Raw genomic sequence first — 25,728 nt, 5'->3', positions numbered from 1 at the left:
TCGTTTTGCAGCCATTTGTGCGATTTCGAGTCAAGGTTCCTATCTTTGGCCGTTAAACGCTTCGAAACGGCTCAATGGTAGCGGTTTTGGTTGCACAGAATTCAGCACGGACTAAAGCCTTCGCGGCCCGGCCCGTGGGTACGATTATGCTGGCACTTCCGATTTTTTTAGTCATTGCGGTGAGTTTTGTAGTCGTTGGGGTTTATCTCGAACGCAAGGTTTCGGCGTTTATTCAGGACCGGCTGGGGCCGATGGAGGTCGGGAAATACGGCTTGCTGCAATTGATTGCCGATTTGCTGAAGTTGCTCCAGAAGGAAGACATTGTGCCGAAAGCCGCCGACCGTCGGCTGTTTCTGCTGGCACCGATGGTCATTTTTGCGTCGGTTTTTGCCGGATACGCCGTTCTGCCACTGACGCCCGATTTGCAGGGAGCCGCTACGGAAGTGGGCGTTTTTTACCTGATGGCGATTGTTTCGCTCGATGTGATCGGGATTCTGATGGCCGGTTGGGGCTCCAACAACAAGTATTCGTTGCTGGGGGCGATGCGGTCGGTGGCGCAGATTATTTCCTACGAAATTCCGCTTGGACTAACCATTCTCTGTGCCGTGATGATCGGGCAGACGCTGAATTTGCAGGACCTCAGTTTTCAGCAGGGCATTTACGCCGAAGAACCCAACTACCTCTTTGGCCTGAAAGCGCTGGGGGTCGACGTGACGAACTGGGGCGGTATTTTTAGCTGGAACATCCTCCGCAACCCGTTTCTGCTGATTGCCTACATCGTTTTTTTTATCACGACGCTGGCCGAAAGCAACCGCGCTCCCTTCGATCTGCCCGAAGGCGAGTCCGAACTGGTGGGCGGGTACAACACCGAATACAGCGGAATGCGGTTTGCGCTGTTGATGCTGTCAGAATATGCCATGATGCTGCTCGTGTCGTTTCTGGGCGCTATTTTGTTTCTCGGAAGTTGGAACACGCCCTTGCCCAATCTAGGTCCGGTTCGGCTGGCCGACTGGACGAGCGGGTTGCCGGGCACGGCCTGGGGTAACATCACCGGTTTTTTCTGGCTGTTTTCCAAAGCCATGCTGGCTGTGCTGTTGCAAATGTGGGTCCGCTGGACGTTTCCCCGCGTGCGGGTCGATCAGATGATGTTTCTCTGTTGGAAAGTGCTGACACCCATCGGTTTGATTCTCCTCCTGATTTCCGGTGTCTGGCGGCTGTTGATGGTGTGACTAATCAAACATTGATTGAATGCAATTGCCCCAGTACGATTTTCAAGCATCAACTGATTCACTAAACTTTCAATTCGAAAGCGTCAGCGCAACCCGTACGATTCGTAAATTTATTGAATACAGCCAAATTGATGAAAAAAGTCAGCTATACAATCTGGCTTTGATTGATAAAAATGAACACGGACGGTTTAGCGACGATAATGACGATTGTTGTACGTGTAAATCAGCAACCGGCATGAAAACAGTAGAAAAAAGAGCAAGGCTGAAAGTTCAGGAAAAGCATTATAAAACTGCTCAAGAGGTTTTTGATGCCAAACATGAGGCTATGAAAAGCTTGTTGAAGAACGTGGATTTGGACCAGTTGAAAAAGCAATAGCTTCTCAAGAGAAACCGAGTTTCCTTACAGGGGAAGACAAATGGCACTTTATTGGTCCCAAAACAGTTAGCCAGATAAAGTACCTAACTTTATCCCATGTCATTTTCGAAATTACCGCTCATCGAGCCGATTCAGAAGGCGCTGAGCGCCGAAGGTTATACGACCCCCACCCCCATTCAGGAACAAGCTATTCCCGTTTTATTGGACCGCCAGGATTTGCTGGGGTGTGCCCAGACGGGTACCGGAAAAACTGCAGCTTTTGCCATTCCCATCCTCCAGATTCTGCACGAACAACAACGACCGGAGCGTGGTCCCCGACCCATCAAAGCCCTGATTCTGACGCCCACGCGCGAACTGGCCATTCAGATTGGCGAAAGTTTTTCGGCTTACGGACGGTTTTTGAACCTCCGCCATACCGTGATTTTCGGCGGGGTGTCGCAACACGCCCAGACCCAGGCGCTGAAAACCGGCGTCGATATCCTGATTGCTACGCCGGGCCGCCTGCTCGACCTGATGAATCAGCGCTTTGTCGATCTGCGGACCATCGAACTGTTTGTCCTGGACGAAGCTGACCGGATGCTCGATATGGGCTTTATTCACGACGTTAAGAAAGTCATTGCCAAACTGCCCGGTCAGCGTCAGTCGCTGTTTTTCTCGGCCACGATGCCACCGGATGTCGCTAAACTGGCCGATACGATTCTGAAAAGGCCGGTCAAGGTGGAAGTAACGCCGGTTTCGTCCACGGCCGAGACGGTGAAGCAATCCGTTTATTTTGTCGATAAAGCCAATAAAAAACGCCTGCTGATTCACCTGCTGAACGACCCGACGATTGGCTCGGCGCTGGTGTTTGCCCGGACCAAGCACGGTGCCGACAAGGTCGCAAAAGACCTCGCAAAAGCCGGTATTCAGGCCGAAGCCATCCACGGCAACAAGTCGCAAAATGCCCGGCAGCGCGCCCTGACCAATTTCAAAAGTCGGCAGACCCGCGTTTTGGTGGCGACTGACATTGCCGCCCGGGGAATTGATGTGGAGGAACTCTCGCACGTCATCAACTACGAATTGCCCAATGTTCCCGAAACGTATGTCCACCGGATTGGCCGAACGGGCCGGGCTGGCAACAAAGGGGTGGCCTTTTCGTTTTGCGACGCTGAAGAAAAAGAATACCTGCGGGACATTAACAAATTGATCGCCAAGAATATACCCATCGTCGATAATCATCCGTATCCGATGGGAACCGCACCGGCGGCAGAAAAGCAGGAAAAACCGGGGGCACCTCAATTGGAGACAGCCACCACTGGCAATCGGAGCGAAAAACCAGGAAACGGATTCCGCAACGGCAACCGGCGTCGGTTCGGCCATCGTTAAACGTGCACGACGGTATTTTTCTTTTTGGAGGTCATCAACTCGGGTGGTAAATGGGTCAGGATTTCCTGTTTCAGCGCATTGATGAGTTTCCGCTTCAGGAAGCTGCGGTGCATGACCAGACTGACCTCCCGCACCGGCTGAGGATTCTCAAAAGGCCGGATTCGGGCTTTTCGGGTTTCGTCCATATCCAGCGTCGCCAGGCAGGGCAGCAGCGTAAAACCGTCCTGTTTGTCAATCAGTTTAATCAGGGTTTCGAGCGAACCGGTTTCGTAGCGAAGCGGCTGGCTACCGTTTTTGCGTTTATCGGTCCCGCATAAGCTAACCACCTGATTCCGAAAGCAATGGCCTTCGGTCAGTAGCCATAATCCTTCGGTTTTCAGATCGGTCGAGGCAACGGACTCTTTTTGGAAAAGTGGGTGAGAATCGGCAGCATAGAGGACGAACGGTTCGTAAAAGAGCGGAATTTCCGATAGACCGTTTTCGTCGAGGGGCGTCACCACGATGCCGACATCGATCAGTCCGTTCTTGAGCCGTTCCAGAATCTGTTCGGTCATCATTTCCTGAATTTGAACCGTCACGCCCGGATAGTGGTCGATAAACTGACCAATGAAGTAAGGAAGCAGGTAGGGTGCCAGCGTTGGAATAATACCCAGCCGGAGTTCCCCGCTGAAATCTTCCAGTGACTCTTTCACGATCTCCGGAATACGCCGGGCCGCCCGCAGCACATCCCGCGCCTGGTTCAAAATAATCTGCCCGGTTTCGGTCGGTACCACCGGCTGTTTTGACCGATCGAACAGCAGCATGCCCAGTTCGTCTTCCAACTTCTGAATTTGCATACTGAGCGTGGGTTGCGTTACGTGACAATGTTCGGCGGCCGTCGCAAAATGGCGGTGAGTATCGACGGCAACAATGTATTCCAGTTGGGAAAGTGTCATTATTTATTTATAACTTTTATCGATGTAAAAATAAAAAATATTGATTGGGTTGATACGGTTTCCGTTGTAATTTTGATCGTTAACTCACTACGTATGGATGCTCCTGTTTTGAAGCCGTCCCCGGTCGCACAGCAGCGGATCGGGAAAACCGGCGTCCTAATTGTCAACCTGGGAACGCCCGATAGTCCGTCTGTGCCGGATGTCCGGAAATACCTGCGGGAATTCCTGATGGATGGTCGGGTGATCGATATTCCGTATCCGCAGCGCTATTTGCTCGTCAACGGGATCATCGCTCCGTTTCGAGCCCCCAAGTCGGCGAAGGTTTACCGGGAAGTCTGGACCGAAAACGGCTCACCCTTAAAGTATTATGGCGAAGTCGTGGAACAGGAGCTGCAACGGGAGCTAGGCGACGATTACGTGGTCAAACTGGCCATGCGGTATCAAAATCCGAGCATCGGAGCCGGTTTGTCGGCTTTTCAGCAATTGGGGCTGACGGACATTATTGTCATTCCGTTTTTTCCGCAGTACGCGTCAGCCACGACCGGTTCGGTGTACCAGAAGGTGATGGAAGTAGTCGCCGACTGGCAAATTATTCCCCGGATCGAATTTGTCAACAGTTTTCTGGATCATCCGAAATTCATCGAGGGCTTTGTGCAACGGGCGCGGCCGTACCTGGAGGCCGAGTCGTTCGACCATTTTCTGTTCAGCTACCACGGCCTGCCCGAGCGGCAGATTCGCAAGGGCGACATCACCGGCCGGGTCTGCAAGCTGGGCGACTGTTGCGCATCATTGACGGCCATGAACCAGTATTGTTACCGGGCACAATGTTTTGAAACCACTCGGTTATTGGTTCGGGCGCTCGGTATTCCCGAAGGAAAATACACCACCACGTTTCAGTCCCGACTGGGCAAAGATCCCTGGATTCAGCCGTATACCGAAGATGTGGTGAAAGAACTGGGCGAAAAAGGCGTGAAGAGCGTGCTGGCGTTCTCCCCGGCTTTTGTGGCCGACTGTCTGGAAACCACCATCGAAGTGGGCGAGGAATACAAGGAACTGTTTGAAAAACACGGCGGTCACCGCTGGCAACTCGTCGAAAGCCTGAACGACAGCCCGCTCTGGATCGAACTGCTGGTCGATCTGGTGAAGAAGGCAACCTAGAAAGCGGTTTTCTGTTGTGGTTGAATTCGACGTATATTTTGTGGATATTCAACTCGTTTTTAAAATGACGAACGATAAATCGTAAACTTTATCGCCATGCAAGCGTTATCTGCGGCCCGTTGCAAACTTCGGGAATAAATAAAAATGCGGCCGTCAATCCCGTCGTGATCATCGAAGTCTTTTCGCCCTCCACCAAAGGCTACAACAAGCGCAAAAAATTCAGTCTGTACCGGCAGATTCCGTCATTTCGGGAGTATGTGCAAATCAGCCCCGATGGCATCCTGGTCGAAGTGTTCTCCAAAGTAGAAAATGATCTCTGGCGGATTGTGTCGTATTGGAAGCTGACCGACACCGTGCGATTGGAGTCCATCAATGCTGAAATTTCTATGCAGGAAATCTACCTCGGCGTTGAGGTTCAGGAAGAACAACGATAGCAAAGGCCCGCTGTTCGGCGGGCTTTCTTTTACGTCAACGGCTGGCAACTTCCTTGCCTTTGGGCACAAACTTTTCAACGGAATTCTTCACCGGTTTCAGGCTTTGTAGATAGGTGAAAATGGCCCCCAGGTCCTGTTCGCTCATCCCCGAATACATAATCCACGGCATAATCGTGTTGAAGTCGGCATACTCTGCCGTCGCCGGATGTTTGTAATCCGGTTGCTGAGCGGCTTTAAACCGGGCCACGAATGTTTCTTTTGTCCACGAACCAATCCCGGTTTCCCGGTCCGGCGTGATGTTCATCGACCGAACGGTTCCCTTCGGCATTGGGAAGGCACGGCCACCCGCAAAATCCAACCCGGGCAGAAACTGCCCCTTATCATCAACCGGCGTATGGCACTCACCACAACTGGCAAAGGTGGTCATGTACTTGCCGTACGCCAGTGTATCGGATGGGTCTGGGCGTTTCGTACCTTCACTTTTGACCGGAATCGTGTTGAGAATCAGGTTCATCGGAAAATCTGGTTCCCGATCAGGAATGGCGTTGTTCTCGATCGGTTTCAGGGTACGCACGTAGGCAATGATTGCCTTAATATCATCGGGATCAACCTGGCCATAATTACCATACGGCATGACCGGAAACAAGGCTCTTCCATCTTTGGTGACACCCGTCGTGATGGTCCGGTAAATTTCGCCGTCGGTCCAGCCGCTCAGGTGGGCCGGGGTAATGTTTCGGGCGTAATAAGTCCCCGGAAATCCCTGTTCGCGGGTAAACGCTTCACCCCCCTTGCCTTCCGTACCCGGAATCACCGGACCGCTCGACTGGTTCCAGTTCCGCTCCGAATGGCAATCGATGCAAACCGCCACGTGATTAGCCAGGTACTTGCCCCGGGCGACATGAGCCGAATCCTTCTGAACACTCAATTCGGGAGCCGGGCCCACATTGGGCAGGGCGGTTTTGATGTAGGCGACGCTTCCGGCCACCAGCAGCGCAATGCCGCCGATCAGGAAGAGAAAAATCCGTAACGCTAGTTTCATGGATAGTTTTGATTGAGGGAGTAGGTATTTGTACTTCCAAAGCTATCCAAATTTGACCGTGTAATATCGTTGATGTTTCTTGTTTTATTATTCGGTTAACAAAAAAAGCCCGGAACGTTTTCAAGCGTTCCGGGCCGGTCGATGAAGTGTATTAAATTATAGTTACAGAATAGTAATCAGGCCTTTAATAACGGAGCCGACCCGGATGGCGTCGAAAACGCGGGCTTCCGTTGCGCCGTGTTTCAGCACGCTTTCTTCGTGCGACCGGACGCAAAGTTCGCAGCCGTTGACGGCCGAAACCACCAGGCTCATCAGTTCAAAAAACTCCTTGCCCAAAACCGGATTCATCATAATGCTCATCCGGATGCCGGGTTGCGTTTGCTGGTAGTAATCTTTGCCGGTAAAGTGCCGGAACCGGTAGAACACGTTGTTGGTGCTCAACAGTGAGGCACAGGCCAGCGTTTCGGCGATTTCAGCATCCGTCGCGCCTTCCTGACGGGCCGCGCTCGAGAAGCTGTCAATCAGCGGCTGGTGCTTTTCATTCACCGCGACCGACAACGCCAACAGGCGGGTTTCTTTCTTCGACAGGTGCTGGCTGTTGTTCAGCACGTTGCCGACGTTAATCTTCAGGTCGCGCAGGTATCGGTGGTCGACCTGGCCCAACGTTTCGAGCGTCGGGTAGCTGGCCGTCGTGTCCAACCCCAGGTTGGTCAGCAGCGACAGTACGGTTTCGTTTTGGATGGACGTGGTCATGGTTGAATGAGTGATTGAGTGAATGAGCGATTGAGTGAATAGCTCCGCAGAAAGTAAATACTGGCGGAGCTATTCACTCAATCGCTCATTCACTCATTCGCCATTAAAAATTAAGCACTCAGCGTTTCTTCGCCTTTCACCCAGTTGCAGGGGCAAAGCTCGTCGGTTTGCAGGGCGTCGAGCACACGCAGGACTTCGTTGACGTTCCGGCCGACGGACAGGTCGTTAACCGATACCCAGCGAACAATGCCTTGGGGATCAACGATGTACGTAACGCGGTACGCGATTTTCTCGTTGGCTTCCAGAATGCCCAGCTCTTCGGCCAGTGATTTCGAGGTGTCGGCCAGCATCGGGAATTTCAGACCACGCAGGTCGTCGTGGTTTTTGCGCCACGCCAGGTGAACGAACTCGCTGTCGGTCGAAGCACCGATCAGAATAGTATCCCGATCGGCAAAATCTTCATACTTGTTGTTAAACTCAGCTATTTCGGTCGGGCAAACGAACGTAAAGTCTTTGGGCCACCAGAACATGACGAGCCATTTGCCAGCGGCTTTGTGGTCTTCAGATGAAATTTCGTAAAACTCGTTGCCTTTTTCCAGGGAAACAACCGCCAGCTTTTTGAACTCCGGGAATTGTGAGCCGACAGAAACAATATGATTTTTCATAGATGATATAGTGTTGTACAGGTTGTAAGGAACTGTTTTCTGTACAAAAGTGAGAAGAAAATTTAAACTGAACACATAGTATTTATTGATAATTGATAGATAAAACCAATGATATTTCTCAGTGTATTATTCGTTTGGCGGTTTTGGACGGGAACAATTCGAAAAATCGCGTGATTCTACCGGAATAAGTTAACTTGAAATTGCAATAATGATATGGCTTGATGAAAATGTAATAAAACAAAGATCGGTTGGTATTGCGCCTGTTGAGCGAATACCAACCGATTGAAAAGAAACAGGTAAAAAATTAATAGCAGCGCACCTCCAGCAGGGCCGCCGGGACCGAGCCATTCATGGCTTTCAAATGAATGGTCAGGCTGCGGGTTTCAATAGGCTGCTCAAAACGGACGGTGTTTCGGGTCTGATGATTGCCGGTCTGCGAAAAAACGCGTTCCTTCCGGTCGTTACAAAGAATATAGTCGCGCACGCAGAACGGTACCTCGGTTTCCGGATGGGTCATGATCACGTTTTCGAGCGGATGGTCGAAATCGCCGTCGAAGAACAACTCCACGTGGCTGATGCGCTGGATTTCTGGCCAACTGACCGTGACCGTCGGATTCGGATCAGCCGGGTCGGCGACGTAGGCATTGGGCTGGCTGGTCGGCCGCTGAATGCCATTCCGAAGATTCTCGACGCCGAAAACCGCCAATCCTGGTTCGATCTTCAATGCAATATTTTGCCCTTTGGGCCGCCGTTCGGCCGTCCAGAATTCAAAGGCATCGACACCAATGTCTTCGGTTGGTTCCTGCTTGCCGTAATTTGAAACCGCTGCGTTGATCTTGTTAAACACTGACAGAATACCGGTAACCCGAAGTGAACTGTACTGCAACCGAATGTGCTCGTTTTTCAGGAACAGGACAAAACCGTAGCAGGCTTGATCAATCGTCGCGTCAAAAGAAAGCTCAATTTCGTGTTTTCCTTTTTTGAGCGGAATCACCAACGTATCGAGCGTCACATCCGGGGTGTGATTGTCCGGTTTGCTGCTCCGGCGCAGTTCGACGGTCAGCGTTGTAGCCTGGTCGGCGCTGACCCAGGCCGTCAGGCGCGGCACCGGGCCAGGCGTTAGCGGCAACATCTGCCCGGCCGAGTGCGTGATGGGCAACAACGGGCCGTCGGCTGGGAGTTCAGTGAGGATCAGTTCGCTCGATGCGGTCAACTCAGCCGTCTGGATTAGATCGGCCGGATCGTGTAAGGTCAAACCGGGAATGTGTTGCCCGGTTTTCAACAGTTCCCGTTGCAGTTCCTGCATCCGCCTGGGTTCGGTCAAATCGCGCGGGAGCAGGCGCTCCCGCGTACACAAGACGGCGGCCATCCCGACCGCCTGTCCGCCGTGGGCGCTCGTGCCCATCACCCGGGCCGAGCCAAAGGCCACGTGCGACGCGCTGATGATCCGCCCGGCCATAAACAGGTTATTGATGTTGCGGCTATAGTAACACCGGTACGGAATCTGGTAAAGGCCCTTGCTGTGCCACTGATTACAACCCGGTTTTTCGGAAAAAATGCCATCGGCAGGGTGGAGGTCGATGGACCATCCGCCAAAAGCCACGGCGTCGGGGTGGGTGCGTTGTTCGACAATGTCCTGCTGAATCAGCATATAATCGCCCTCAAACCGGCGGCTTTCGCGCTTGCCCGGAATCTGCCCGACCCATTCGAGCGTCATGGTGTCGGCTTCAGGAAACTGCCCGGAATTTTTAATGTAATGCCAGACGCCGTACACCACTTTCCAGAGTTCCCATTTGATCGTTTCGGTATCATGAACCGTGTCGAGCCGACCACCGTATTCGATCCACCACAACTGGCAACCGTGTTCTTTGGCGTTGAAGCGCCGGTAGCGCGGAATTTTGGTAATGTCCTGCAAAGCATAAGCGGGCGGCACAAACCGGACTGGTTTCTCCGTATCTTTCGTGTAGAAATACAGAGAATGACCGAGTAACTCACCGTATTCAGCCGAGGGCGCAAATTTCTCCCCAAATTCGTCCATCGATTCGGCCCCCATTCGGAAAGCCGCTCCGGCTTGAAACGCCACAATCCCATCGCCCGAAGCGTCGCAGAACAGCGGAGCGACCAGATCGTAGGCCGTGCTGTTCTGGCTGCAAAAGGCTTTCAGGCTGCTAATCGTTTCGGCATCCGATTTTTCAACCTCGTAAACCGCCGTGTTGAGCAGCAGGGTAATGTTGGGTTCGGAAACGACTTTTTCAAGAATTATCGTGTCGAAAATCAGCGGGTTTCCTTCGGGGTTGCGGTACAGGTTTTCGAGCAGCAGTTCGTCCACAACGCCCCCTTCCCGCGCCCAGCGGTTGTTATTGCCCATATGCGAGGTGGCTCCGAGTACCCACAGCCGCACTTCGCTGGACGAGTTGCCGCCCAACACCGGCCGGTCTTGCACCAGCACGACCCGGATGCCCGCCCGGGCCGCCGTGATGGCGCAACAGGTGCCGGAAAGCCCTCCGCCTACCACAATCAAATCAGCCTCATACCGGACGGTTTTTGGCGCTCGTTTATCGGTTGCTTGTTCGCGTATCATTCGTTAAATCAATCGTTTGTGCAAGAATAGAAAAGCCCGTTGGTTTTAAGATTTCGAGTTGTAAACGGTTGGTGAAGCCCCGGACTGGTAGCCGGATCTCGGTGCTTTGGCCGGGTTGTAAATCAGGAAGCGTCCGTTGCGTCGTGCTGGTTTTAAGTCGGTAACTTCGGAGGGTGTAGGCCGGAAAATCCGCGCGGGCCGTGATACGGACCGTGAGCTGATGAACCCCTTCCGAACCGGCCACGAAGCTGACTTTTTCCATCGTCACCGGCGCCATGCCGGTTTGATGGGTTTGGTACAAAGGCCGTTTCGAACGATCGTGCCGCACCAGCCCCCAAGGCCGGGTGCCGTCCGGATTGGTGCCGTGGTGCCGACTCAGGTAATCGTTGAACGACCACCAGGAGGCCCCAATCACATACGGCAACGGACGAATGTCGCTCAGGAACTTTTCGAGGTGGCCGACCTGTCCGGCTTCGCCGTCTTTGCCATCGGCCCGGGTGCCGTATTCACTAATGAAAACCGGTTTGTCAGGATACAACGTGTGGATGTGTTTCAGGACGGTGGCGTGGTTGCCGTAGGTGTTCGTCGAGATAAAATCGCAGTACTGGCTGGCTTCGTCCTCCGGTTTTTTGGGCAAAGTGTTGAGCCGCATCGACGCGAAGGTGTAGAGTCGGGTGGGGTCGAGCTCGCGGGCGTAGGCAATCATGTCTTTGGTCCAGCGTTGACCGGCGGGTTGTTCGGACAGGTATTCGTTCCCGACGCTGTAGGCAATGACGCAGGGGTGGTTCCAGTCGCGCTCGGCCATTTCCCGAAACTGCTGCCGGAACTTCGTGCGGATCGTGTCGTTGTCCATTTGCCGGGGCGTCAACTGCCAGTTTCCGGCTTCCGTAATGATGAGCATGCCGTTGCGGTCGGCCCAGTCGTAGACGGTTTCGGAGGGGGTGTAGTGCGTCAGGCGGTGGAGTTCCATGCCCGCTTCTTTCATCAGCCGCAGGTCTTTTTCCACCAGCCAATCCGGTTCCAGCGATCCCAGCCCCACGTAATCGACGACGCGGTTTCCCCCAGCCACCTTGATCGGCTGGCCGTTGAGCAGCAGTTGCGCGTTGCGGACTTCCACCTTCCGAATGCCGAAATGCGTCCGGACGGTATCCGAAGCGGCTACAACCTGAATGTCGTACAAGGTCGGCTGGTCGACGCTCCAGAGCTTTACATCGTTGGCTTTCAGGCTGGTTTTGGCTTCCAGCACCGTAACCTGATTGGCGGTTGCGCTCCCGGTTTGCGGTTTCCAGCTGACCGAAATCGGTTTTCCGTTTTGTTCCAACCGAAAACTGAGTTTGGGCAAAACCGCCTGGGCCGACGTGTTCCGGAGCCGGGTTTTGATTTTCAGGGTAGCGGTTCCATTGGCTAAATCCGGCGTCGCGTCGATTTTGACGTTCTCGATGTAGACCTCGGGTTCAACGGTCAGGTAAACCGGCCGGATCAGACCGCCGTAGTTGATCCAGCCCGGAAACGGGTCGTTAGGCTCATTGTTGTCTTTCGATCCCGGAATGGTGTTGGTGCGCCAGGTGTTGTTGTCTACCGAAACGGCGAGCGTATTAGTTCCGGCTTTCAGAAAATCGGTAACATCAAAGTAAAAAGGTGTGTAGCCGCCTTCGTGTGAGCCGACTTTTCGTCCGTTGAGCCAGACGACGGTTTCGTAATAAGCCGCATCGAAGTGGAGCAATACGCGCTTGCCCGGAGTCGGTTGCCACGGAAAGGTCCGGCGGTACCAGGCCGTTCCGGTGTAAAACTGGTAGCGCGGATCGACCGAGAAGCAGTGCGGAACCGTCACCTGATCCCAGCGGTTGAGCGGGGCATTTTCGCGGTACCACTGGCCGGTTTCGCCCACGCCATTGGGGTCCATCGCAAACCGCCACTCGCCGTGCAGCAGAATGGCGTCGGGGTCGCGGAGGGTGTATTGGGCGAACGAAACCGAGGCTAGTTGAAGGAGTAGGAAAACCGTCGTTAAATTGCGTATGTGTCTCATAGTGAGCGTCTGGGGAGCACTTTTTTTAATTTATCCGTGATTCGAGTTGACGATTTTCTCGGTCTGCTGCAATCCTGAAGGAATTTGAACGCGCCGGGATGCGAACCACGGAATGAGCGACGAAGCTAACACGACAACCGAAATGACGGCGGTTATCAGGGCTCCCTGCGTGGTCAGGAAACTCAATCCGAGCAGCATAATACCCGTAAATGCCAGGGATATAGCAATGATGCGCAGCCCAAACCGGTTTTGCTTTTTAATGGCAATTGCTTCTTCTCCGCTCACTTCGCCGGCCTGATCCCGCCGTTTTTGATCACCAACCGTCCGGTACCTGAGTTCTTCCTGAGCTACCTGATTGCGCGAACGCGCCCAGAGTTCATACGCCAGCAACAATAGTAGCGGCAGTCCGACACCGATGATGGTCTCAGCCCCGCGCGTAAGTTTGAAATCGAACAGCCAGGGCGAAATGGCTTTGAAGAACAGGTTGACCGTCAGGCCGATACCGGTAATCCAGAGCGTCGCTTGTCCGGTCAGGCGTTTGGAAAACAAGGCCCAGAGGGGAGGAGCCAGCAGCGGCCCACCCGAAATGGACGAAATACTCAGCACCACCTCGACAATTCCGCCAGCCGCCGGAACCAGCAGCGCAATGACGATCATGCCCAACCCAAAAAACCACGACGAGCCCCGCGCCACCCGCATCAGTTGCCGGTCCGATGCCTGCGGGTTGATCAGTCCTTTGTAAATGTCGTTGGTAAAAACCGCCGAGACGACGTTCAGGGCCGTGTTGGCGCTGGCCGAGGTCGAGAAATACATGCCCGTCAGCATCAGACCCAGCAAGCCCGGCGGCAGCACGAGTTTGCAAATCATCAGGTACGCGTTTTCCGTATCCAGACCGGTCAGCGAGGGGTTGATGGCTTTGTAAATCATCGGCGGCAACATCCAGATTACCGGGCTGACGAGGTACAATCCGGCGAACAGAAAAGCTACTTTTCGGGCCGATTTCGGGCTGTCGACGCTGGTGTACCGTTGCACGAACGTCCAGTTACCACCAATGTAGCAGATGTGGTAAATCACAAAAGCCGCTACAAAACCGAGGGTGTATTCGCCGTTAAGGAGGTTGAAAAAATCGTCGGGAACCGCATTGGTGAATCCTTCAAAACCGCCCACCCGGTTGAGCGACAACGGTAACAAAATAAAAACCGCAGCCGACAGCACCACGAATTGCAGAATGTCGGTGACCATCACGGCCCAGAGTCCGCCGACGGCGGTGTAGGCAATCATGAAAATGCCCAACCCAATCGTGCAGGGCACCAGCGGCAGGTTCAGCGATGAACTGACCAGTTTCGCCACCGGATATAACACCGACCCTTTGATGAATACCGATACGAGCGTGAAGATAAAAATGTAGACTTTCTGCACCGTCAACCCCAGCCGCTCGCGGATGAACTCGGCGGCCGTCAGCGCCCCGGCGGCTTTCCAGCGTGGAGCCAAATACAAACCGGTCACGAGTGCGCCGATGCACATGGTCCACTGAATCGTGATGGCGACCCAGCCGTATTTGTAAGCGATGGAGCCCCAGGCCACGAAGGTTCCGGCGGAGAAAAAGCTCATGAACAGCGAGAGCCCGCCAATGAACCAGGGCACGGCTTCGCCCCCGGCAAAGAACGACTTCAGGTTGCGTCCGGTCCGGGCAAACAGCATCCCGATGCCCAGCACGAAAGCCGAGAAAACGAGGATGACCAGTGTATCGATGGTTGTATTCAAGTTTGGTTATATTTGTATGTAAAAATTAAATTCGTGAATTATCCAGGTTATTCGTTCCGGCCAAGTCTAAACGCAACTGAGTTTTTCTTTGAAAGTGTTGGTCCTAAAGGCGTTATTGAGAAGTTAGTTTCTTTTACCCCAACCCGGGGTTGAGGACACTTTCAATCTTGCTCTAGCCGATTTTAACCCATTGACAGGAAAATTTGATGACTTTGTTGTAAGCGATAATGGTGATACTGCCCAGATTCTGGCTACAATTTTTCAAATTGTCAATCTGTATCTTGAACAATTTCCGGAACAATGGATTATTTTCTCTGGAAATTCCACTGCTCGTAACCGACTATATCGAATGGCCATTAACCATAGTCTGCAAGAACTTTCTGAACGGTTTTCATTGTTCGGATTTCAAAATGATGAATGGGAGAGATTTCAACCAAATCGTCACTACGAACTTTTTTTGATACACAAGAAATAATCGTTATTTTCACTTAAAAATCATTCTATGAAGACTAAAAATCAATCTGTTACTAATCAAATAGAACCAGTTGTCGACAGAATCAGACAAGATGGAAAACCGCTTTTTGCTGAAAAGCTGGAACGGGCCAATACGGCGCTCAAAAAGGCTGGACTTCCTAAAATGCCGCCAAAGGAATAAGGGTGGTTCATCATCAAGCAGGGTTACAACTTCTTAATTTTCCAGCGTCATAATCTCCAGTCCGAAAGCCGGTAGCTGCTTCGTAATGGCTTTCTGCCCTTTGGCAGCGAATTGAAAATCAGACGCATTCGCGCTGTTATTTAGCAGAATCACAAACACCTTGTCTTTCTTCTCCGTCCGCGCCAGTAGGTAATCAACCGAGGGATTATCGATCTTTACGAGATTCTCCTCAACAACCAGATTGGCCTTCTCCCCGTTGACGGTTCCGGGCGCAAACCCGACCGTCTGGTGCGGTCCGACCTTGGGCGTGACAAACCCGCGCGGAAATGCCACTTTTCCGTTTGAACGTAACTCCGCTTCGGCCACCAGGTAGTCGGTCAGCCAGCCGATCTGCCACCAGGCGTGGTGCGGATACGGCCCCGCGCCCCGGTTCATGGCCTGCCAGTAGTACGACGCGACGCTGGTTTTCGGGTCCACAAACGCATCCCGGCCGATGGCTCCCGCCCGCGCCATGTCCGCAAAAATCGGCTCTTTCGTCAACTGGTGCATCCGGATGAACATTCCGGCGTGACTGCATAACTGAATGGGTCCCAGGCGGGTGGCCGAGCCGAAAATACCGCCATGCTCGAAACTCAGCCCGGCCTGGCTGATTTCCCAATCCTCCCGCGCCGTGCCGTTGACGGTTTTGGGTTTCCGGCTGGCAATCGGGTGGGTGTAAATCGAGGCCGTGTAAATCTTCGCGGCCGTGATGGCGGCTTGTTTATACCGTTCGTCTTTCGTTAGATCGTACAAATCCAGAAACCCCTGGGCCGATTGCCCCGTGGCAAAATCCGGTGCGTACCGTGCATCGCCACAAACGCCCAGAAAGCTGCCGGTTTCGACGGCATTTTTGATCAGCCAGTCGGCCCCTTTACGGGCGGCTGCCAGGTATTTCGGGTCGTTCAGGATGCGATGGGCCACAATCAGGCCGTAAAACGTGGGCCGGACATCCTGAATGTCCTTAAAAATTTCCTGTTCAGTCTGTTTGTCGTAAGCCACGGCCCAACTCCCATCCGGTTTTTGCCAGATCAATAAACGTTCCGCTCCGAAACGCAGTCGTTCCTTCAGTTCCTGATTGGTTGGCTCGAACAACAGCATATTCCCGATGTCGAGCATCGTGTAATACGTCAGCGCAATCGGCTCGACCACCGCGCCCCATTCTTCCACGAATTTCTTCGATTTGGCGAGGTAATACTGACCTTCGACGGCTCCTTTAAAGAAATTGTTGCCGGTTTCCTGCTGCACCAGTTTGAAATTCTGGGCGTAAGGCAGCACGTTTTTGGTCAGCAACGAGTCGCCGGTAGCCGTCGCCAGCATCCACATCGCGCCGTAATCCGAATTTTTCATGGCGTCTTTGTTCGAACCCACGACCCCGCCCAGGTACGACTGCGCCCCGATCTTTTTCCCTTCAAATTCTTCGACATTCCAGAGTGACGTTTTCGGGTCGGTCAGGTACTGGTGCATTTGCTGAATGCGGTTGGTCAGCGATTGTTTGCTTTGCCGCAGCGCCAGCGCTTCCTTAAACCGGTAAATTTCGTAGATCGCGTGATTGAGCGCCTTGAACCAGTCGCCGTCGGTCAGGCTGTAGCGGAACGTATAACTGACAGTTTCGCCAGGTTTCAGTGCAGATTTGGGTTCGCCCAAAACCGGGTAGTAGAGCGTCGGCGAAAGCTGGGCCTTGCGGTTCATGTGCGACAAGCCAATGTTCCAGACAATCTGGGTGTTTTTGTCTTCCGCCCAGGGATCGCGGGCCAGGCCCGGTTCGGGAATGATGGCCAGCGTCAGGCCGTTTTTTGTGCTGACCATCGGTGCCAGCGTGCTGGCACAGCGTTCGCGGTAGATCACGGGCCGGTTCGGAATGCCGTGGCCGTAAGCGTAAGCCAGCACAAAATTGGGTTGAAGTTTAGTGCCCTGAAAGTAGCCCGGCACGCTGGCCCAGGCCAGGTTTGGCTCCGAAACCGTCGAAAGGCTGGGGCTGGCCAGTGAGAAAAAACCGCCTTTCTTCGCCGTTAGGGTTTGTTTTACAATTACGTCCTGCGGAAACTGGGGATCGATGGACCAGTCGGTTTGGATGGTGGCGGTTTCGGTTTCCTGCCGGAACGTCAGGTGGTTTTTACCAGCGGCCTGCCCGGTTTTGGGGAAAAAGTGCGTGGCTTGTCCGGCGGTGTTGAGCGAAACCGGATTGGTGCTTTCGGCCCATTGGACCTGCTGATAATGGTACTTTTCGCCCGGAAACTCCTCGCCCGTGATGGTTTTGAAGGTTTCAGCCGGTTTGTCCGACGGTTTTTCGGCCGCGTACAGCAGGGTATTTTCGCCGGAAGGCTGGGCCAGGGTTTGCCACTGCTTGCCCTTCCGGACGGCCACGTTCTGCAACCGCCAGCCCCCAGCCGTCGACGCCCAGACCAATTGAATCCGGTCGTTCGACAGGCTGAGTTTTTTCGGCGTCTGGGCCAGACCACCCAGGGTAAAGAGGGTGAGGAATAGGATCAGGTTGTATTTCATAATCAGTGACTTGTTACTTGTGGTTTACGGTTTTCAGTATACGATTTTCAGTGGCGCTGCTGACCCTTCAATTCGTTATTCAATATTCAGTGTTCGTTATTAAAAAGATACTTCATCACAATAATGAATAACGAACACCGAATATCGAATAACGACCACCGAAAACTGTAAACCGAAAACCGTATACTGAAAACTTCGATGGATTACGGTTTAGCCGCCGTGGCGGGTTCGTCTTTGATGATTGCCATGAATTCCGGCAGGTGTTCTTGGTAAACCCCGCGCGGACTGGTGTTGTGTTTTTTGGCTACGTAAGCCGCAAAACCGACCACTTCGCCCATCATGCCGCAGGTCCGCATGACGCGGGTGCTGCCGAAGGCGACGTGCGTTGTGCTGATGTTTCGTCCGGCCATGAACAGGTTGGTGATGTTTTTGGAATACAGACAGCGGTAGGGAATGGTGTACGGAGCCACTTTGATGTGTTTGGTTCCGGCAAAAAACTCCTGCCCTTCGAAATATTTGCTGTTTTTGGCATCCGGAAAGTGCAGGTCGATCGTCCAGGTGGCCGTTACGGTGCCATCCGGGTATTGCTTGCCTTCCTGTATATCCATCTGGTTCAGGACATAGTCGCCCATCAGCCGCCGGGATTCGCGTTTGCCACCAATGTAAGCGACCCATGCCAGTTGGTGCTTACCGTATTTAGCCTTTTTGTTGTTTTTCAGGTACGACCAGTTGCCGAAAACCGCCCGCAGGTTATGGTCGCGGATTTTCTCAGCGTCGGTGATCGTATTGAAATTGCCAAAACCGGTTTCCCACTGCCAGTCGGCACGGGCTTCGTCGATGTGGTATTCGTCGGAAAACTGAATGGCCCAGGGCGTTTCGGGGAACGTCGAAACCGTGTCGCGTTCGAGCGACGCCCAGAGGTTGGAGGTGCCCAGCGTAAAGTTATCGGCTTTTTCGGCCGCCAGCGACTCGCCGGTTTCGGCCTTGCTTTCGCGCCCAAACCGGTAGTCGGCCCCCACCAGATGGCCCAGCGTGCCGTCGCCCGTGCAATCGGCAAAGTATGTACCCGTAAACCGGACCTCTTTGTTGGTGGCAATGTCGCGCCCCACGACTGCGGTCACCGATTCACCGTTTTTCTCGGCTTTGTACACGTGCGTGTTCAGGAACAGACTGATGTTTCGTTCGGCGTTGACGATGGCGGTTTTGCGCGCATCACCGTATTCCTGCCCGTCGGGGTGGCCGTTGCCGGGGTCGCCGTTGTCCATTTCCCGCACAATCCGGCCCAGTTTCGGGTAGTGGTTTTTATCGACATCGCCCCGCAAATGGACCCGAACTTCCGAACTGTTGTTGCCGCCCAACACCGGCCGGTCCTGAATCAGGGCCACTTTCAGGCCCATCCGCGAGGCCGAAATGGCCGCGCAGGTTCCGGCAATACCGCCCCCGACGACCACGAGGTCGAAGTGCCCGGCTTCGGCCGGTTTGCCATCCAGATTCAGCAGTTTGTTGCGAAACGCCGTCAGCGCTTCGGGTTTGTCAGGCGGGGTGAACTTCGGGGCATTGGTAAACAGAATGGCGTCGCAGCGGCCATTAAAACCGGTCAAATCGTGCAGGACCAGTTTCATCTGATCGGTTTTGACGTCAATTTCGCCCCCGCTGTACCATTTCCAGGCGTCCGACCCGCTTTCCCCAAAAACCGGTTTTAGGGGTTGCCCATCCAGCATTACCCGAAACTTGCCCGGTCCTTTCGGAAACGGTGCCCAATCCTTCGTGCGGACCCAAACCTGGTAGTTGCCTTTTTTCGGAAAACGAACCGTCGTACTGGCGTCCTTGACCGGCCGACCCAATCCGTGAGCCATCAGGTAGGAGGAACCGATGACCACAAATGACTGTTGATCGACGACCCAGCCGCCTTTGTCGTCAAACGATTCGGTTTCGACAAAGACGTGGTCCTGCGCGAGCAGTTGCCAGGAAACCAGCAGGCCTAAAAGGGTTCGGAGAAAAGTGTTCATGATTAGTTGGGAGTTGGTGATCGGCTTGTTTGGTAGTGCTTCATTTTGCTGCGAACAACCGGGTTTTTGGGTTGCAGGCGCGTCAGAACCTTGTGGATTTCAGCGGTATAGTCCGCATTCGAATGACTCAGATGATTAGCTAAAAGCTGAACGGTTTTGTCGGGTAAGTTGGGCTGAGCGGCCAGTGCATTCAGCATGAGTTTGAATTGTTCCGGATTGGCGTTGCCGAGGGCCTGCGCGGTTTTTTCGGCCAGCGGAGGCCGGAACGGGATGGTCGCCAGTTTCTTCAGAATAGCAATTTGCAGCGGATAAGCGGCCTGTTGGTACGTCGCCCAGAGCCAGTTTTGGCGGTTGGTTTCCGCAAAAAAACCATTGTTTACTTTTTGCAACGCGTACCGGGCCGTAAAGACGTTTTTACTTCGCATGATCTGCATCAGGTCGTTGGCAAACGGGTTCATCACATTTCCCTTCGTGTCCATGATTCGTTCCATGGCCCAATACTGGTAATGGTGGTTGTTGCTGCTCAGAAACCGGTGCAGCAGCGCATCGGTTCGATAGGTTTCGGTGATCTTCAGCATTTCGTCGACGACCGTTCCGTGGGCCAGGTGCCAGAGGGTGTAGCAGGTATACACGGCCCCGTCGATCACCTCGTTTTTGACGGTTTTTAGGGTTGCTCCGGCTTTCGCATCGACCGAATCGGCCAGGTTTTCGGTGCCTTTCCCGACCAGATCTTCCATGGCGACGTCTTTCAGTAACGAGCTTTGGTTGCTCAGAATATCCTGCAATTTCGCATAATCTTCCGGCTTGAATTCCCGGTGATCCATCTTGGTCAGGACTTCACCGGGCGGGAAATCGAAGTGCGTATAATTGCCCAGCAAATCCCAGTAAAAGTTGATGTACACGGGTTTGCATTCGCCCGTCAGGCAAACCGGCGTGAACACGTTTCGGAAAAAATATTGCGGTTCGTCCGAGGTGTTCAACGCCAGTTTCAGGGTGTAGGAAGTCGTGTCGTTTTCGGTGATGGTAAACTCACGGATTTTGGCTGGTTGCTCGCCAACGGTTTTTGATCCAACCGGGAAACCGGTTCTGGCCAAAACCGGTTTGGTCAGAATGATCAATAGTCCAAAAAGCAAACCGCCTATTTTTTTCATAGTTAGGGTCGTATCGTACCCCCGGACTTTAGTCCGGGTGAGTTAATATCAACTTCTGGACATTCTAACTCACCCGGACTAAAGTCCGGGGGTACGGGGTTACTTCCAGTCCGGGTTTTGTTCCAGCTTCGGATTGGCGTTCAGCTCATCCTGCGGAATCGGGAAATACTTGTTTTTGGCCGTTACGTTGCGGGTCGGATACACCGAGTTGACGGCTTTCGGAATCACCGTCAGGAATTTGCCCGTCCGGGTCAGGTCATACCAGCGGTCGCCCTCGGCAAAGAACTCCCAGGCCCGCTCCTGAATGACGGCATCGATGAAGGCGTCTTTCGACAAACCCGTGGCCAAATCCGGTAAGCCCGCCCGCTTCCGAACCGTGTTGATATACCCGTAAGCCGCTGGGGTTGCGCCGTTCAGCCGGGCTTCGGCTTCGGCTGCAATCAGGTATAGATCGGCCAACCGCAGGATGGGAATGTTCGGAATCAGCCCCTGGGTCGAGTTCGGGTCCTGGTATTTTTTGATCAGCACGCCCTCCGTCGTGATCGGGGTGATGCTGCGCTGTGGCACAATTTTGCCCGCTTTGTCGACGTAGTTGGTATCCAGCAGCAACCGGCGTTTGTCGACCGGGTTGAACGATTTGTAAAACGACATGTAGGCAAACATGGACCCGAACGTAGTCCGGCCGTATTCGGGTCCGGCGCTACCGGCGGGGCCGCAAAGGCCCACCAATTGGTGCGACCGACCCGGCGAAATCGGGTCCACTTCGTAGGCCCACATGTTTTCGATGCGGGCGGCATCTTCCCGGTCGTAGCGGTAGACGTCGCGCACTTCGGGCATCAGGGAATACTTGCCGGACGTGATTACGGCCTGGGCTTTTTCGAGGGCTTTGGCCCAGTCTTCGTTGTACAGGGCAGCTTTGGCATAGAGCGCGTTCACAACTTCCTTCGACGGACGCCCTTTGTCAACGGCGGGGTAGGAGGGGAGTCCGGCGGCAAAAGCCTGATCGAGGTCGCTGTAAATCTGTTTGTAAACGTCGGCTTTCGTGCTTTTGCCTACAATAGCGTCGGCTTCCGAATAGCTGGGAGTGGTCTTGATCGGCACGTCGCCGAAGTTTTTGGTCAGCGCCCAGTGGTAGAAGGCCCGCAAAAAATACGCTTCACCGAGGATCTGTTTTTTCCGGGTTTCATCCATCACGGCGTCCGGCACCTTGGCAATCACCCAGTTGGCTTTCTCGATGCCGTCGTAGCCCGATGCCCAGATTTGCTGGGGCGATTCGTTGGTCCGGCCGTTGCTTTTCTGCACGGTGTAATTCACGTCGTACGAGAACAGCGTCAGCGTGTTGCGGCCCACCACCCCGCGCGGGTAGGTCTGGTCGTCGCTGAAATCCGGCACCAGCGTCATGGCCGGACCGCTGTACAGATCGGCAACCGGGTCGTAAGCCGCAATCAGCCCTTTTTCGGCGTCGGCAGCGGTTTTGTAAAAGGCTTCGGTATAAATAGACGAGTAAATCGTTTCGTCGAGTTCGCAGGCTGTCAGGCCAAAAACGGCGAATATAGGAATGAGTATCTTTTTCATGTTGAAAGGTTCTTGAACTGGGATTACACGGATTAAAGGATTAAAAGGATATAAAATGATGATTGCGGGAGCTATCGTGGCCGCGTCGGCGGTCCGATAATCCCGCTACGGCGGACCGTTTTAATCTACGTAATCCCAGTTCAGATGATTTAAAATGTCACTTGCAAACCACCCAGGAACGACCGGGCCTGTGGATACACCAGATTATCGATCCCGATTTGCGTGTTGGAACCGGCGTAGGTGTTTACTTCCGGATCAAAACCGCTGTAGTTCGTGATCGTAAACAGGTTGTTGGCGCTGGCGTAAACCCGAATTTGCTGAATCCCCTTGATGCGGGGCAGCGTGTAGCCGAGGGTCAGGTTTTTGCAACGCAGGTACGAACCGTCCTCCATGACGTAATTCGTGATCGGCAACCGTCCTCCCTGCGCCGGGCTCACATATTGATTGTTCGGATTGGTGGGCGTCCAGCGGTTGACTACGCCTTTGAAGAGGTTCCGCTGGCCCAGCGGCATCTCAAACGACAGGCGGCTGGCGTTGTAGATGTCGTTGCCCTGCGAACCCGACAGGAAGGCGCTGAAGTCGAAGCCTTTGTAGGAGACGTTGGTCGAAAAGCCGTAGATGAAATTGGGGTTCGGGTCGCCGGTAATGGTCTGATCGAGGGCCGAGATGGTGCCGTCGCCATTGAGGTCTTTGACTTTATGACCGCCCAAACGGCCGTCGTAGCCGGGCAGAATCGTCTCGCCGGTCTGGTTGACGCCGTCGAACACATAGGTTTTGAAAACACCCAGCGGCTGGCCCACGCTTAACAACGAGTAGGTAGTGACAAACCGCTCCCGGGTGGTGCCACCGTCGAGGTCGAGGACTTTGTTGCGGTTGGCCGTGATGTTCGCCGACACATTCCATTTCACGGGACCATCCAGTACGCGCCCATTGACGGCAAACTCGATCCCTTTGTTTTCGAGCGACGCAAAGTTGCCGGTAATGGTGCTGTAGCCTGAACTCAGCGGCAGGGCTTTGACGTACAGCAAATCTTTGGTGGTTTTCTGGTAGACATCGACAATGACGCTGATGCGGTTGTTGAGCAAGCCCACGTCCAGCCCAATATCGGTCTGGGCCGAACGTTCCCAGCGCAGGTCGGGGTTGGCAATTCCCGACGGGTTGATACCGGTTACATACGCATTGTTGAGGTTGTAATCGCTGCCCGAAGCCGACACGGTTGCCAGCGACTGGTATGGGTTCAGGCCACCGGCGTTTCCGGTGATTCCGTAGCTTCCCCGCAATTTCAGGTCCGAGAGCCAGGAAAGATTTTTGGCAAACGGCTCCTCGATGATCCGCCAGCCGGCCGAAATAGCCGGGAACAAACCGTATTTGTGGTTCGCACCGAACTTGCTCGATCCATCGACCCGGGCCGTCAGGTCCAGGAAGTATTTGTCTTTATACCCGTAATTCACCCGGGCCAGGTACGAATCCAGCCGTTGGCGGCTTCGGCTGCTGCTGACGGTCCGGTTGAGGGCCAGTTGCAGCGCTTCGTTCTGCGTGGCGTCGTTCGGAAAACCGTTGGCACTGATGGAGTTGGAATTGAAGGTCTCGACCTGGGTGCCAAAAACCGCCGTCGCTTTGAACGAATGGTGCTGGGCAAAGGTCTGGCTGTACGTGAGAATACTTTCGTGCAGCAGCGCCAGGTTGTTGGCGTTGGTTTTGGAACCCGAACCGGAGTTATCATTCAGGTCGTTTCTGGCGACAATGGAACGGGGTGAATACTGATCCCGGAGGCTGCTTTGCAAATCAACGTTGAACGAAGCCCGGTAGGTCAACCCTTTCAGGATGTTGACATCACCGTAGAAATTGGCGAGCGTTCGGCGGATGTCAGTCCGGTTGAGAATGGACGAGAAGTTCAGCGGGTTGACCACTTCCCGGTATTGCCCGTTGCCCTGCTCGGCGAACGGAAACAGCGTGCCATCGGCGCGGTACGGTTGCAGCGTCGGCGGAGCGCCAATGGCTGCCCCCAGAATGGAACCCGTTACGACGGCCCCGTCGCCGACGGTTTGCGACCCGGTCGTGACGCCCGCGTTAACGGCGTAACTCCCCAGAATACTGGTGCCAACTTTAACCCGGTCGCTGATTTTATGATCGACGTTGACGCGAAACGAGTACCGCTTGAAGTTGGAATTGATGATAATGCCGTCCTGGTTGAAGTAGTTGGCCGACAGCGCCAGTTGCGTTTTTTCCGTACCGCCGTTGACCGAAAGCTGGTGATTCTGAATCGGTGCATCCCGGAAAATGACATCCTGCCAGTTGACGCCTTGGCCCAGCGACGACGGATTCGGGTAGGCGTTGTTTTTGAAAACCTCGTTTTCCAGTTGGGCAAATTCGGCGGCATTCAGCACGTCCAGCTTTTTGGCGGCCCGTTGCGTACCATAATAACTGTCGAATGTGACGCGCGTCGCACCGGTCCGGCCCCGCTTGGTCGTAATCAGCACGACGCCGTTGGCCGCCCGCGACCCGTAAATGGCTGAAGCCGACGCATCTTTCAGGATTTCGACAGACTCGATGTCGTTCGGGTTGATCGTCGACAGCGGGCTAACGTCGTTGATGCCTCCGCCATTGGAGATCTGAATACCGTCAACCACATACAGCGGTTCGGAATTGCCGTTGATCGAGTTCGTACCCCGAATCCGGACGCTGATATTGCCGCCCGGTGCGCCGGTATTCTGATTGACCTGCACCCCGGCCACCCGGGCCTGAAGCCCCTGCGCGACGTTGGCAACGGGCGTCTGAACCAGATCGGCGGCTTTGACCGAAGCAATGGCTCCCGTGGTTTCCACCTTGCGCTGGGTCCCGTAACCAACCACGACGACCTCGTTCAGCGAGCGATCATCGGACTGAAGCGAAACATCAATCGTGCTGCGGTTGCCGACTCTCACTTCCTGTGAGGTGTACCCAATGTACGAAAACGTCAGGGTGGCGTTGCCGTCCGGTACGTTCAGGCTATACCGGCCTTCAGCATCGGTCGTGGTGCCTTGCTGCGAACCTTTAATGATGACATTGACACCCGGCAGGGCTTCCGTACCGGAGGTCACCTGGCCGCGTACGGTCAGTCCCCGATTAGTTTGCGAATAGGAGGGTAGAGAGAAGGCCAGCAGGAGAAGCCACAACAGGCTCTTGGCTGCTTGAACGGGTTTAGAAGATACCATACGTAAATCTGGACATAGTCCTTGAAGTTAGAGGGTAATAAGAAAAAGTACAATTTGGTGAGAAGGGCCGCACGTCGTTTGCCAAAAACCGCTTATGCCGCACAATTTGTGTTGCTAGTCGGCAAATGCCAGTATAAACTAGCTTTTTTGATTATTTTATTTGATATTACTGAGATATATTGATTATGCAAAGAAAAAGTTGGCTTATTTTTTTGGGAACATTCCCAAATTATTGGGAATGTTCCCAAAAAATCACCTTATTTATCGGAAGCGTTAGG

General features: G+C 53.8%; 18 protein-coding genes and 1 pseudogene. 7 read left to right on the top strand and 12 right to left on the bottom strand.

Annotation, left to right across the window (positions count from 1 at the left end):
• Positions 1-146 precede the first annotated feature (146 nt).
• The 3 genes from ACO2Q8_RS02555 (at position 147) to ACO2Q8_RS02545 (ending at position 2,970) form a co-directional block, all read left to right on the top strand.
• A complete protein-coding gene (locus tag ACO2Q8_RS02555) occupies positions 147-1,229 on the top strand; it encodes a complex I subunit 1/NuoH family protein (RefSeq protein WP_423343202.1) in 1,083 nt (360 codons plus the stop codon).
• A gap of 19 nt (positions 1,230-1,248) precedes the next feature.
• Positions 1,249-1,605: a DUF6934 family protein gene (locus ACO2Q8_RS02550; RefSeq protein WP_423343201.1), complete on the top strand. Its 357-nt coding sequence runs from the start codon at positions 1,249-1,251 to the stop codon at positions 1,603-1,605.
• 96 nt (positions 1,606-1,701) lie between these two features.
• Positions 1,702-2,970 carry a DEAD/DEAH box helicase gene (locus ACO2Q8_RS02545; protein ID WP_423343200.1) on the top strand — a complete coding sequence of 423 codons (1,269 nt, stop codon included), beginning with the start codon at positions 1,702-1,704 and terminating at the stop codon, positions 2,968-2,970.
• Here ACO2Q8_RS02545 and ACO2Q8_RS02540 read toward each other — a convergent pair.
• Positions 2,967-3,905, bottom strand: a complete 939-nt coding sequence (locus ACO2Q8_RS02540) for a LysR substrate-binding domain-containing protein (RefSeq protein ID WP_423343199.1) — start codon at positions 3,903-3,905, stop codon at positions 2,967-2,969. The two genes, ACO2Q8_RS02545 and ACO2Q8_RS02540, sit on opposite strands and share 4 nt — an antisense overlap.
• A gap of 93 nt (positions 3,906-3,998) precedes the next feature.
• On the opposite strand from ACO2Q8_RS02540, the gene hemH reads away from it, so the two are divergent.
• A complete protein-coding gene (gene hemH, locus ACO2Q8_RS02535) occupies positions 3,999-5,063 on the top strand; it encodes a ferrochelatase (protein ID WP_423343198.1) in 1,065 nt (354 codons plus the stop codon).
• Between the two features lie 74 nt (positions 5,064-5,137).
• A complete protein-coding gene (locus tag ACO2Q8_RS02530) occupies positions 5,138-5,497 on the top strand; it encodes a Uma2 family endonuclease (RefSeq protein ID WP_423343233.1) in 360 nt (119 codons plus the stop codon).
• Positions 5,498-5,531: 34 nt separating this feature from the next.
• On the opposite strand, the gene ACO2Q8_RS02525 is transcribed toward ACO2Q8_RS02530, so the two are convergent.
• The 6 genes from ACO2Q8_RS02525 to ACO2Q8_RS02500 all read right to left on the bottom strand — a co-directional run bounded on the left by ACO2Q8_RS02525 (position 5,532) and on the right by ACO2Q8_RS02500 (position 14,325).
• Positions 5,532-6,536 (bottom strand): c-type cytochrome, encoded by a 1,005-nt coding sequence (locus tag ACO2Q8_RS02525; protein ID WP_423343197.1) that lies wholly within the window; start codon positions 6,534-6,536, stop codon positions 5,532-5,534.
• A 162-nt stretch (positions 6,537-6,698) separates the two neighbouring features.
• Positions 6,699-7,289 (bottom strand): carboxymuconolactone decarboxylase family protein, encoded by a 591-nt coding sequence (locus ACO2Q8_RS02520; RefSeq protein ID WP_423343196.1) that lies wholly within the window; start codon positions 7,287-7,289, stop codon positions 6,699-6,701.
• Positions 7,290-7,399: 110 nt separating this feature from the next.
• Positions 7,400-7,954 (bottom strand): peroxiredoxin, encoded by a 555-nt coding sequence (locus ACO2Q8_RS02515; RefSeq protein WP_423343195.1) that lies wholly within the window; start codon positions 7,952-7,954, stop codon positions 7,400-7,402.
• 304 nt (positions 7,955-8,258) lie between these two features.
• Positions 8,259-10,535, bottom strand: a complete 2,277-nt coding sequence (locus ACO2Q8_RS02510; protein ID WP_423343194.1) for an FAD-dependent oxidoreductase — start codon at positions 10,533-10,535, stop codon at positions 8,259-8,261.
• On the bottom strand, positions 10,510-12,561 hold the full coding sequence (locus tag ACO2Q8_RS02505; protein WP_423343193.1) for a glycoside hydrolase family 2 protein: 2,052 nt from the start codon (positions 12,559-12,561) through the stop codon (positions 10,510-10,512). Before ACO2Q8_RS02505 ends, ACO2Q8_RS02510 begins: the two co-directional genes overlap by 26 nt.
• Positions 12,562-12,591: 30 nt before the next feature.
• Complete coding sequence (locus ACO2Q8_RS02500; RefSeq protein WP_423343192.1) at positions 12,592-14,325, bottom strand: sodium:solute symporter family protein; 1,734 nt, start codon at positions 14,323-14,325, stop codon at positions 12,592-12,594.
• A gap of 163 nt (positions 14,326-14,488) precedes the next feature.
• Between ACO2Q8_RS02500 and ACO2Q8_RS02495 the strand changes: the two are divergent.
• A pseudogene (locus ACO2Q8_RS02495) lies at positions 14,489-14,800 on the top strand (DUF6934 family protein); the annotation flags it as partial.
• Positions 14,801-14,827: 27 nt separating this feature from the next.
• On the top strand, positions 14,828-14,980 hold the full coding sequence (locus ACO2Q8_RS02490; protein WP_423343191.1) for a hypothetical protein: 153 nt from the start codon (positions 14,828-14,830) through the stop codon (positions 14,978-14,980).
• Positions 14,981-15,013: 33 nt separating this feature from the next.
• On the opposite strand, the gene ACO2Q8_RS02485 is transcribed toward ACO2Q8_RS02490, so the two are convergent.
• From ACO2Q8_RS02485 to ACO2Q8_RS02465, 5 genes are all read right to left on the bottom strand, one after another.
• Positions 15,014-17,521 (bottom strand): glycerophosphoryl diester phosphodiesterase, encoded by a 2,508-nt coding sequence (locus tag ACO2Q8_RS02485; protein WP_423343190.1) that lies wholly within the window; start codon positions 17,519-17,521, stop codon positions 15,014-15,016.
• Positions 17,522-17,724: 203 nt separating this feature from the next.
• Complete coding sequence (locus ACO2Q8_RS02480) at positions 17,725-19,530, bottom strand: FAD-dependent oxidoreductase (RefSeq protein WP_423343189.1); 1,806 nt, start codon at positions 19,528-19,530, stop codon at positions 17,725-17,727.
• Between the two features lie 2 nt (positions 19,531-19,532).
• On the bottom strand, positions 19,533-20,681 hold the full coding sequence (locus ACO2Q8_RS02475; protein ID WP_423343188.1) for a hypothetical protein: 1,149 nt from the start codon (positions 20,679-20,681) through the stop codon (positions 19,533-19,535).
• 99 nt (positions 20,682-20,780) lie between these two features.
• Entirely contained in the window at positions 20,781-22,256 is a 1,476-nt protein-coding gene (locus ACO2Q8_RS02470; protein WP_423343187.1) for a RagB/SusD family nutrient uptake outer membrane protein, read from the bottom strand.
• Between the two features lie 149 nt (positions 22,257-22,405).
• Entirely contained in the window at positions 22,406-25,450 is a 3,045-nt protein-coding gene (locus ACO2Q8_RS02465; protein WP_423343186.1) for a SusC/RagA family TonB-linked outer membrane protein, read from the bottom strand.
• Positions 25,451-25,728 lie beyond the last annotated feature (278 nt).

The sequence above is a fragment of the Larkinella sp. VNQ87 genome (assembly GCF_049445795.1).
Taxonomy (GTDB): domain Bacteria; phylum Bacteroidota; class Bacteroidia; order Cytophagales; family Spirosomataceae; genus Larkinella.
Note: the sequence above shows the minus strand (reverse complement) of the source record. Positions and strands in the feature narration are given on the sequence as shown.

Excerpts from the sequence above, each read along its gene's own strand:
- ACO2Q8_RS02480 (WP_423343189.1), bottom strand. The coding sequence starts at position 19,530 with ATGAACACTTTTCTCCGAACCCTTTTAGGCCTGCTGGTTTCCTGGCAA.
- ACO2Q8_RS02520 (WP_423343196.1), bottom strand. The coding sequence starts at position 7,289 with ATGACCACGTCCATCCAAAACGAAACCGTACTGTCGCTGCTGACCAAC.
- ACO2Q8_RS02470 (WP_423343187.1), bottom strand. The coding sequence starts at position 22,256 with ATGAAAAAGATACTCATTCCTATATTCGCCGTTTTTGGCCTGACAGCC.
- ACO2Q8_RS02475 (WP_423343188.1), bottom strand. The coding sequence starts at position 20,681 with ATGAAAAAAATAGGCGGTTTGCTTTTTGGACTATTGATCATTCTGACC.
- ACO2Q8_RS02465 (WP_423343186.1), bottom strand. The coding sequence starts at position 25,450 with ATGGTATCTTCTAAACCCGTTCAAGCAGCCAAGAGCCTGTTGTGGCTT.
- ACO2Q8_RS02555 (WP_423343202.1), top strand. The coding sequence starts at position 147 with ATGCTGGCACTTCCGATTTTTTTAGTCATTGCGGTGAGTTTTGTAGTC.
- ACO2Q8_RS02510 (WP_423343194.1), bottom strand. The coding sequence starts at position 10,535 with ATGATACGCGAACAAGCAACCGATAAACGAGCGCCAAAAACCGTCCGG.
- ACO2Q8_RS02515 (WP_423343195.1), bottom strand. The coding sequence starts at position 7,954 with ATGAAAAATCATATTGTTTCTGTCGGCTCACAATTCCCGGAGTTCAAA.
- ACO2Q8_RS02490 (WP_423343191.1), top strand. The coding sequence starts at position 14,828 with ATGAAGACTAAAAATCAATCTGTTACTAATCAAATAGAACCAGTTGTC.
- ACO2Q8_RS02525 (WP_423343197.1), bottom strand. The coding sequence starts at position 6,536 with ATGAAACTAGCGTTACGGATTTTTCTCTTCCTGATCGGCGGCATTGCG.
- ACO2Q8_RS02550 (WP_423343201.1), top strand. The coding sequence starts at position 1,249 with ATGCAATTGCCCCAGTACGATTTTCAAGCATCAACTGATTCACTAAAC.
- ACO2Q8_RS02485 (WP_423343190.1), bottom strand. The coding sequence starts at position 17,521 with ATGAAATACAACCTGATCCTATTCCTCACCCTCTTTACCCTGGGTGGT.
- ACO2Q8_RS02545 (WP_423343200.1), top strand. The coding sequence starts at position 1,702 with ATGTCATTTTCGAAATTACCGCTCATCGAGCCGATTCAGAAGGCGCTG.
- ACO2Q8_RS02505 (WP_423343193.1), bottom strand. The coding sequence starts at position 12,561 with ATGAGACACATACGCAATTTAACGACGGTTTTCCTACTCCTTCAACTA.
- hemH (WP_423343198.1), top strand. The coding sequence starts at position 3,999 with ATGGATGCTCCTGTTTTGAAGCCGTCCCCGGTCGCACAGCAGCGGATC.
- ACO2Q8_RS02540 (WP_423343199.1), bottom strand. The coding sequence starts at position 3,905 with ATGACACTTTCCCAACTGGAATACATTGTTGCCGTCGATACTCACCGC.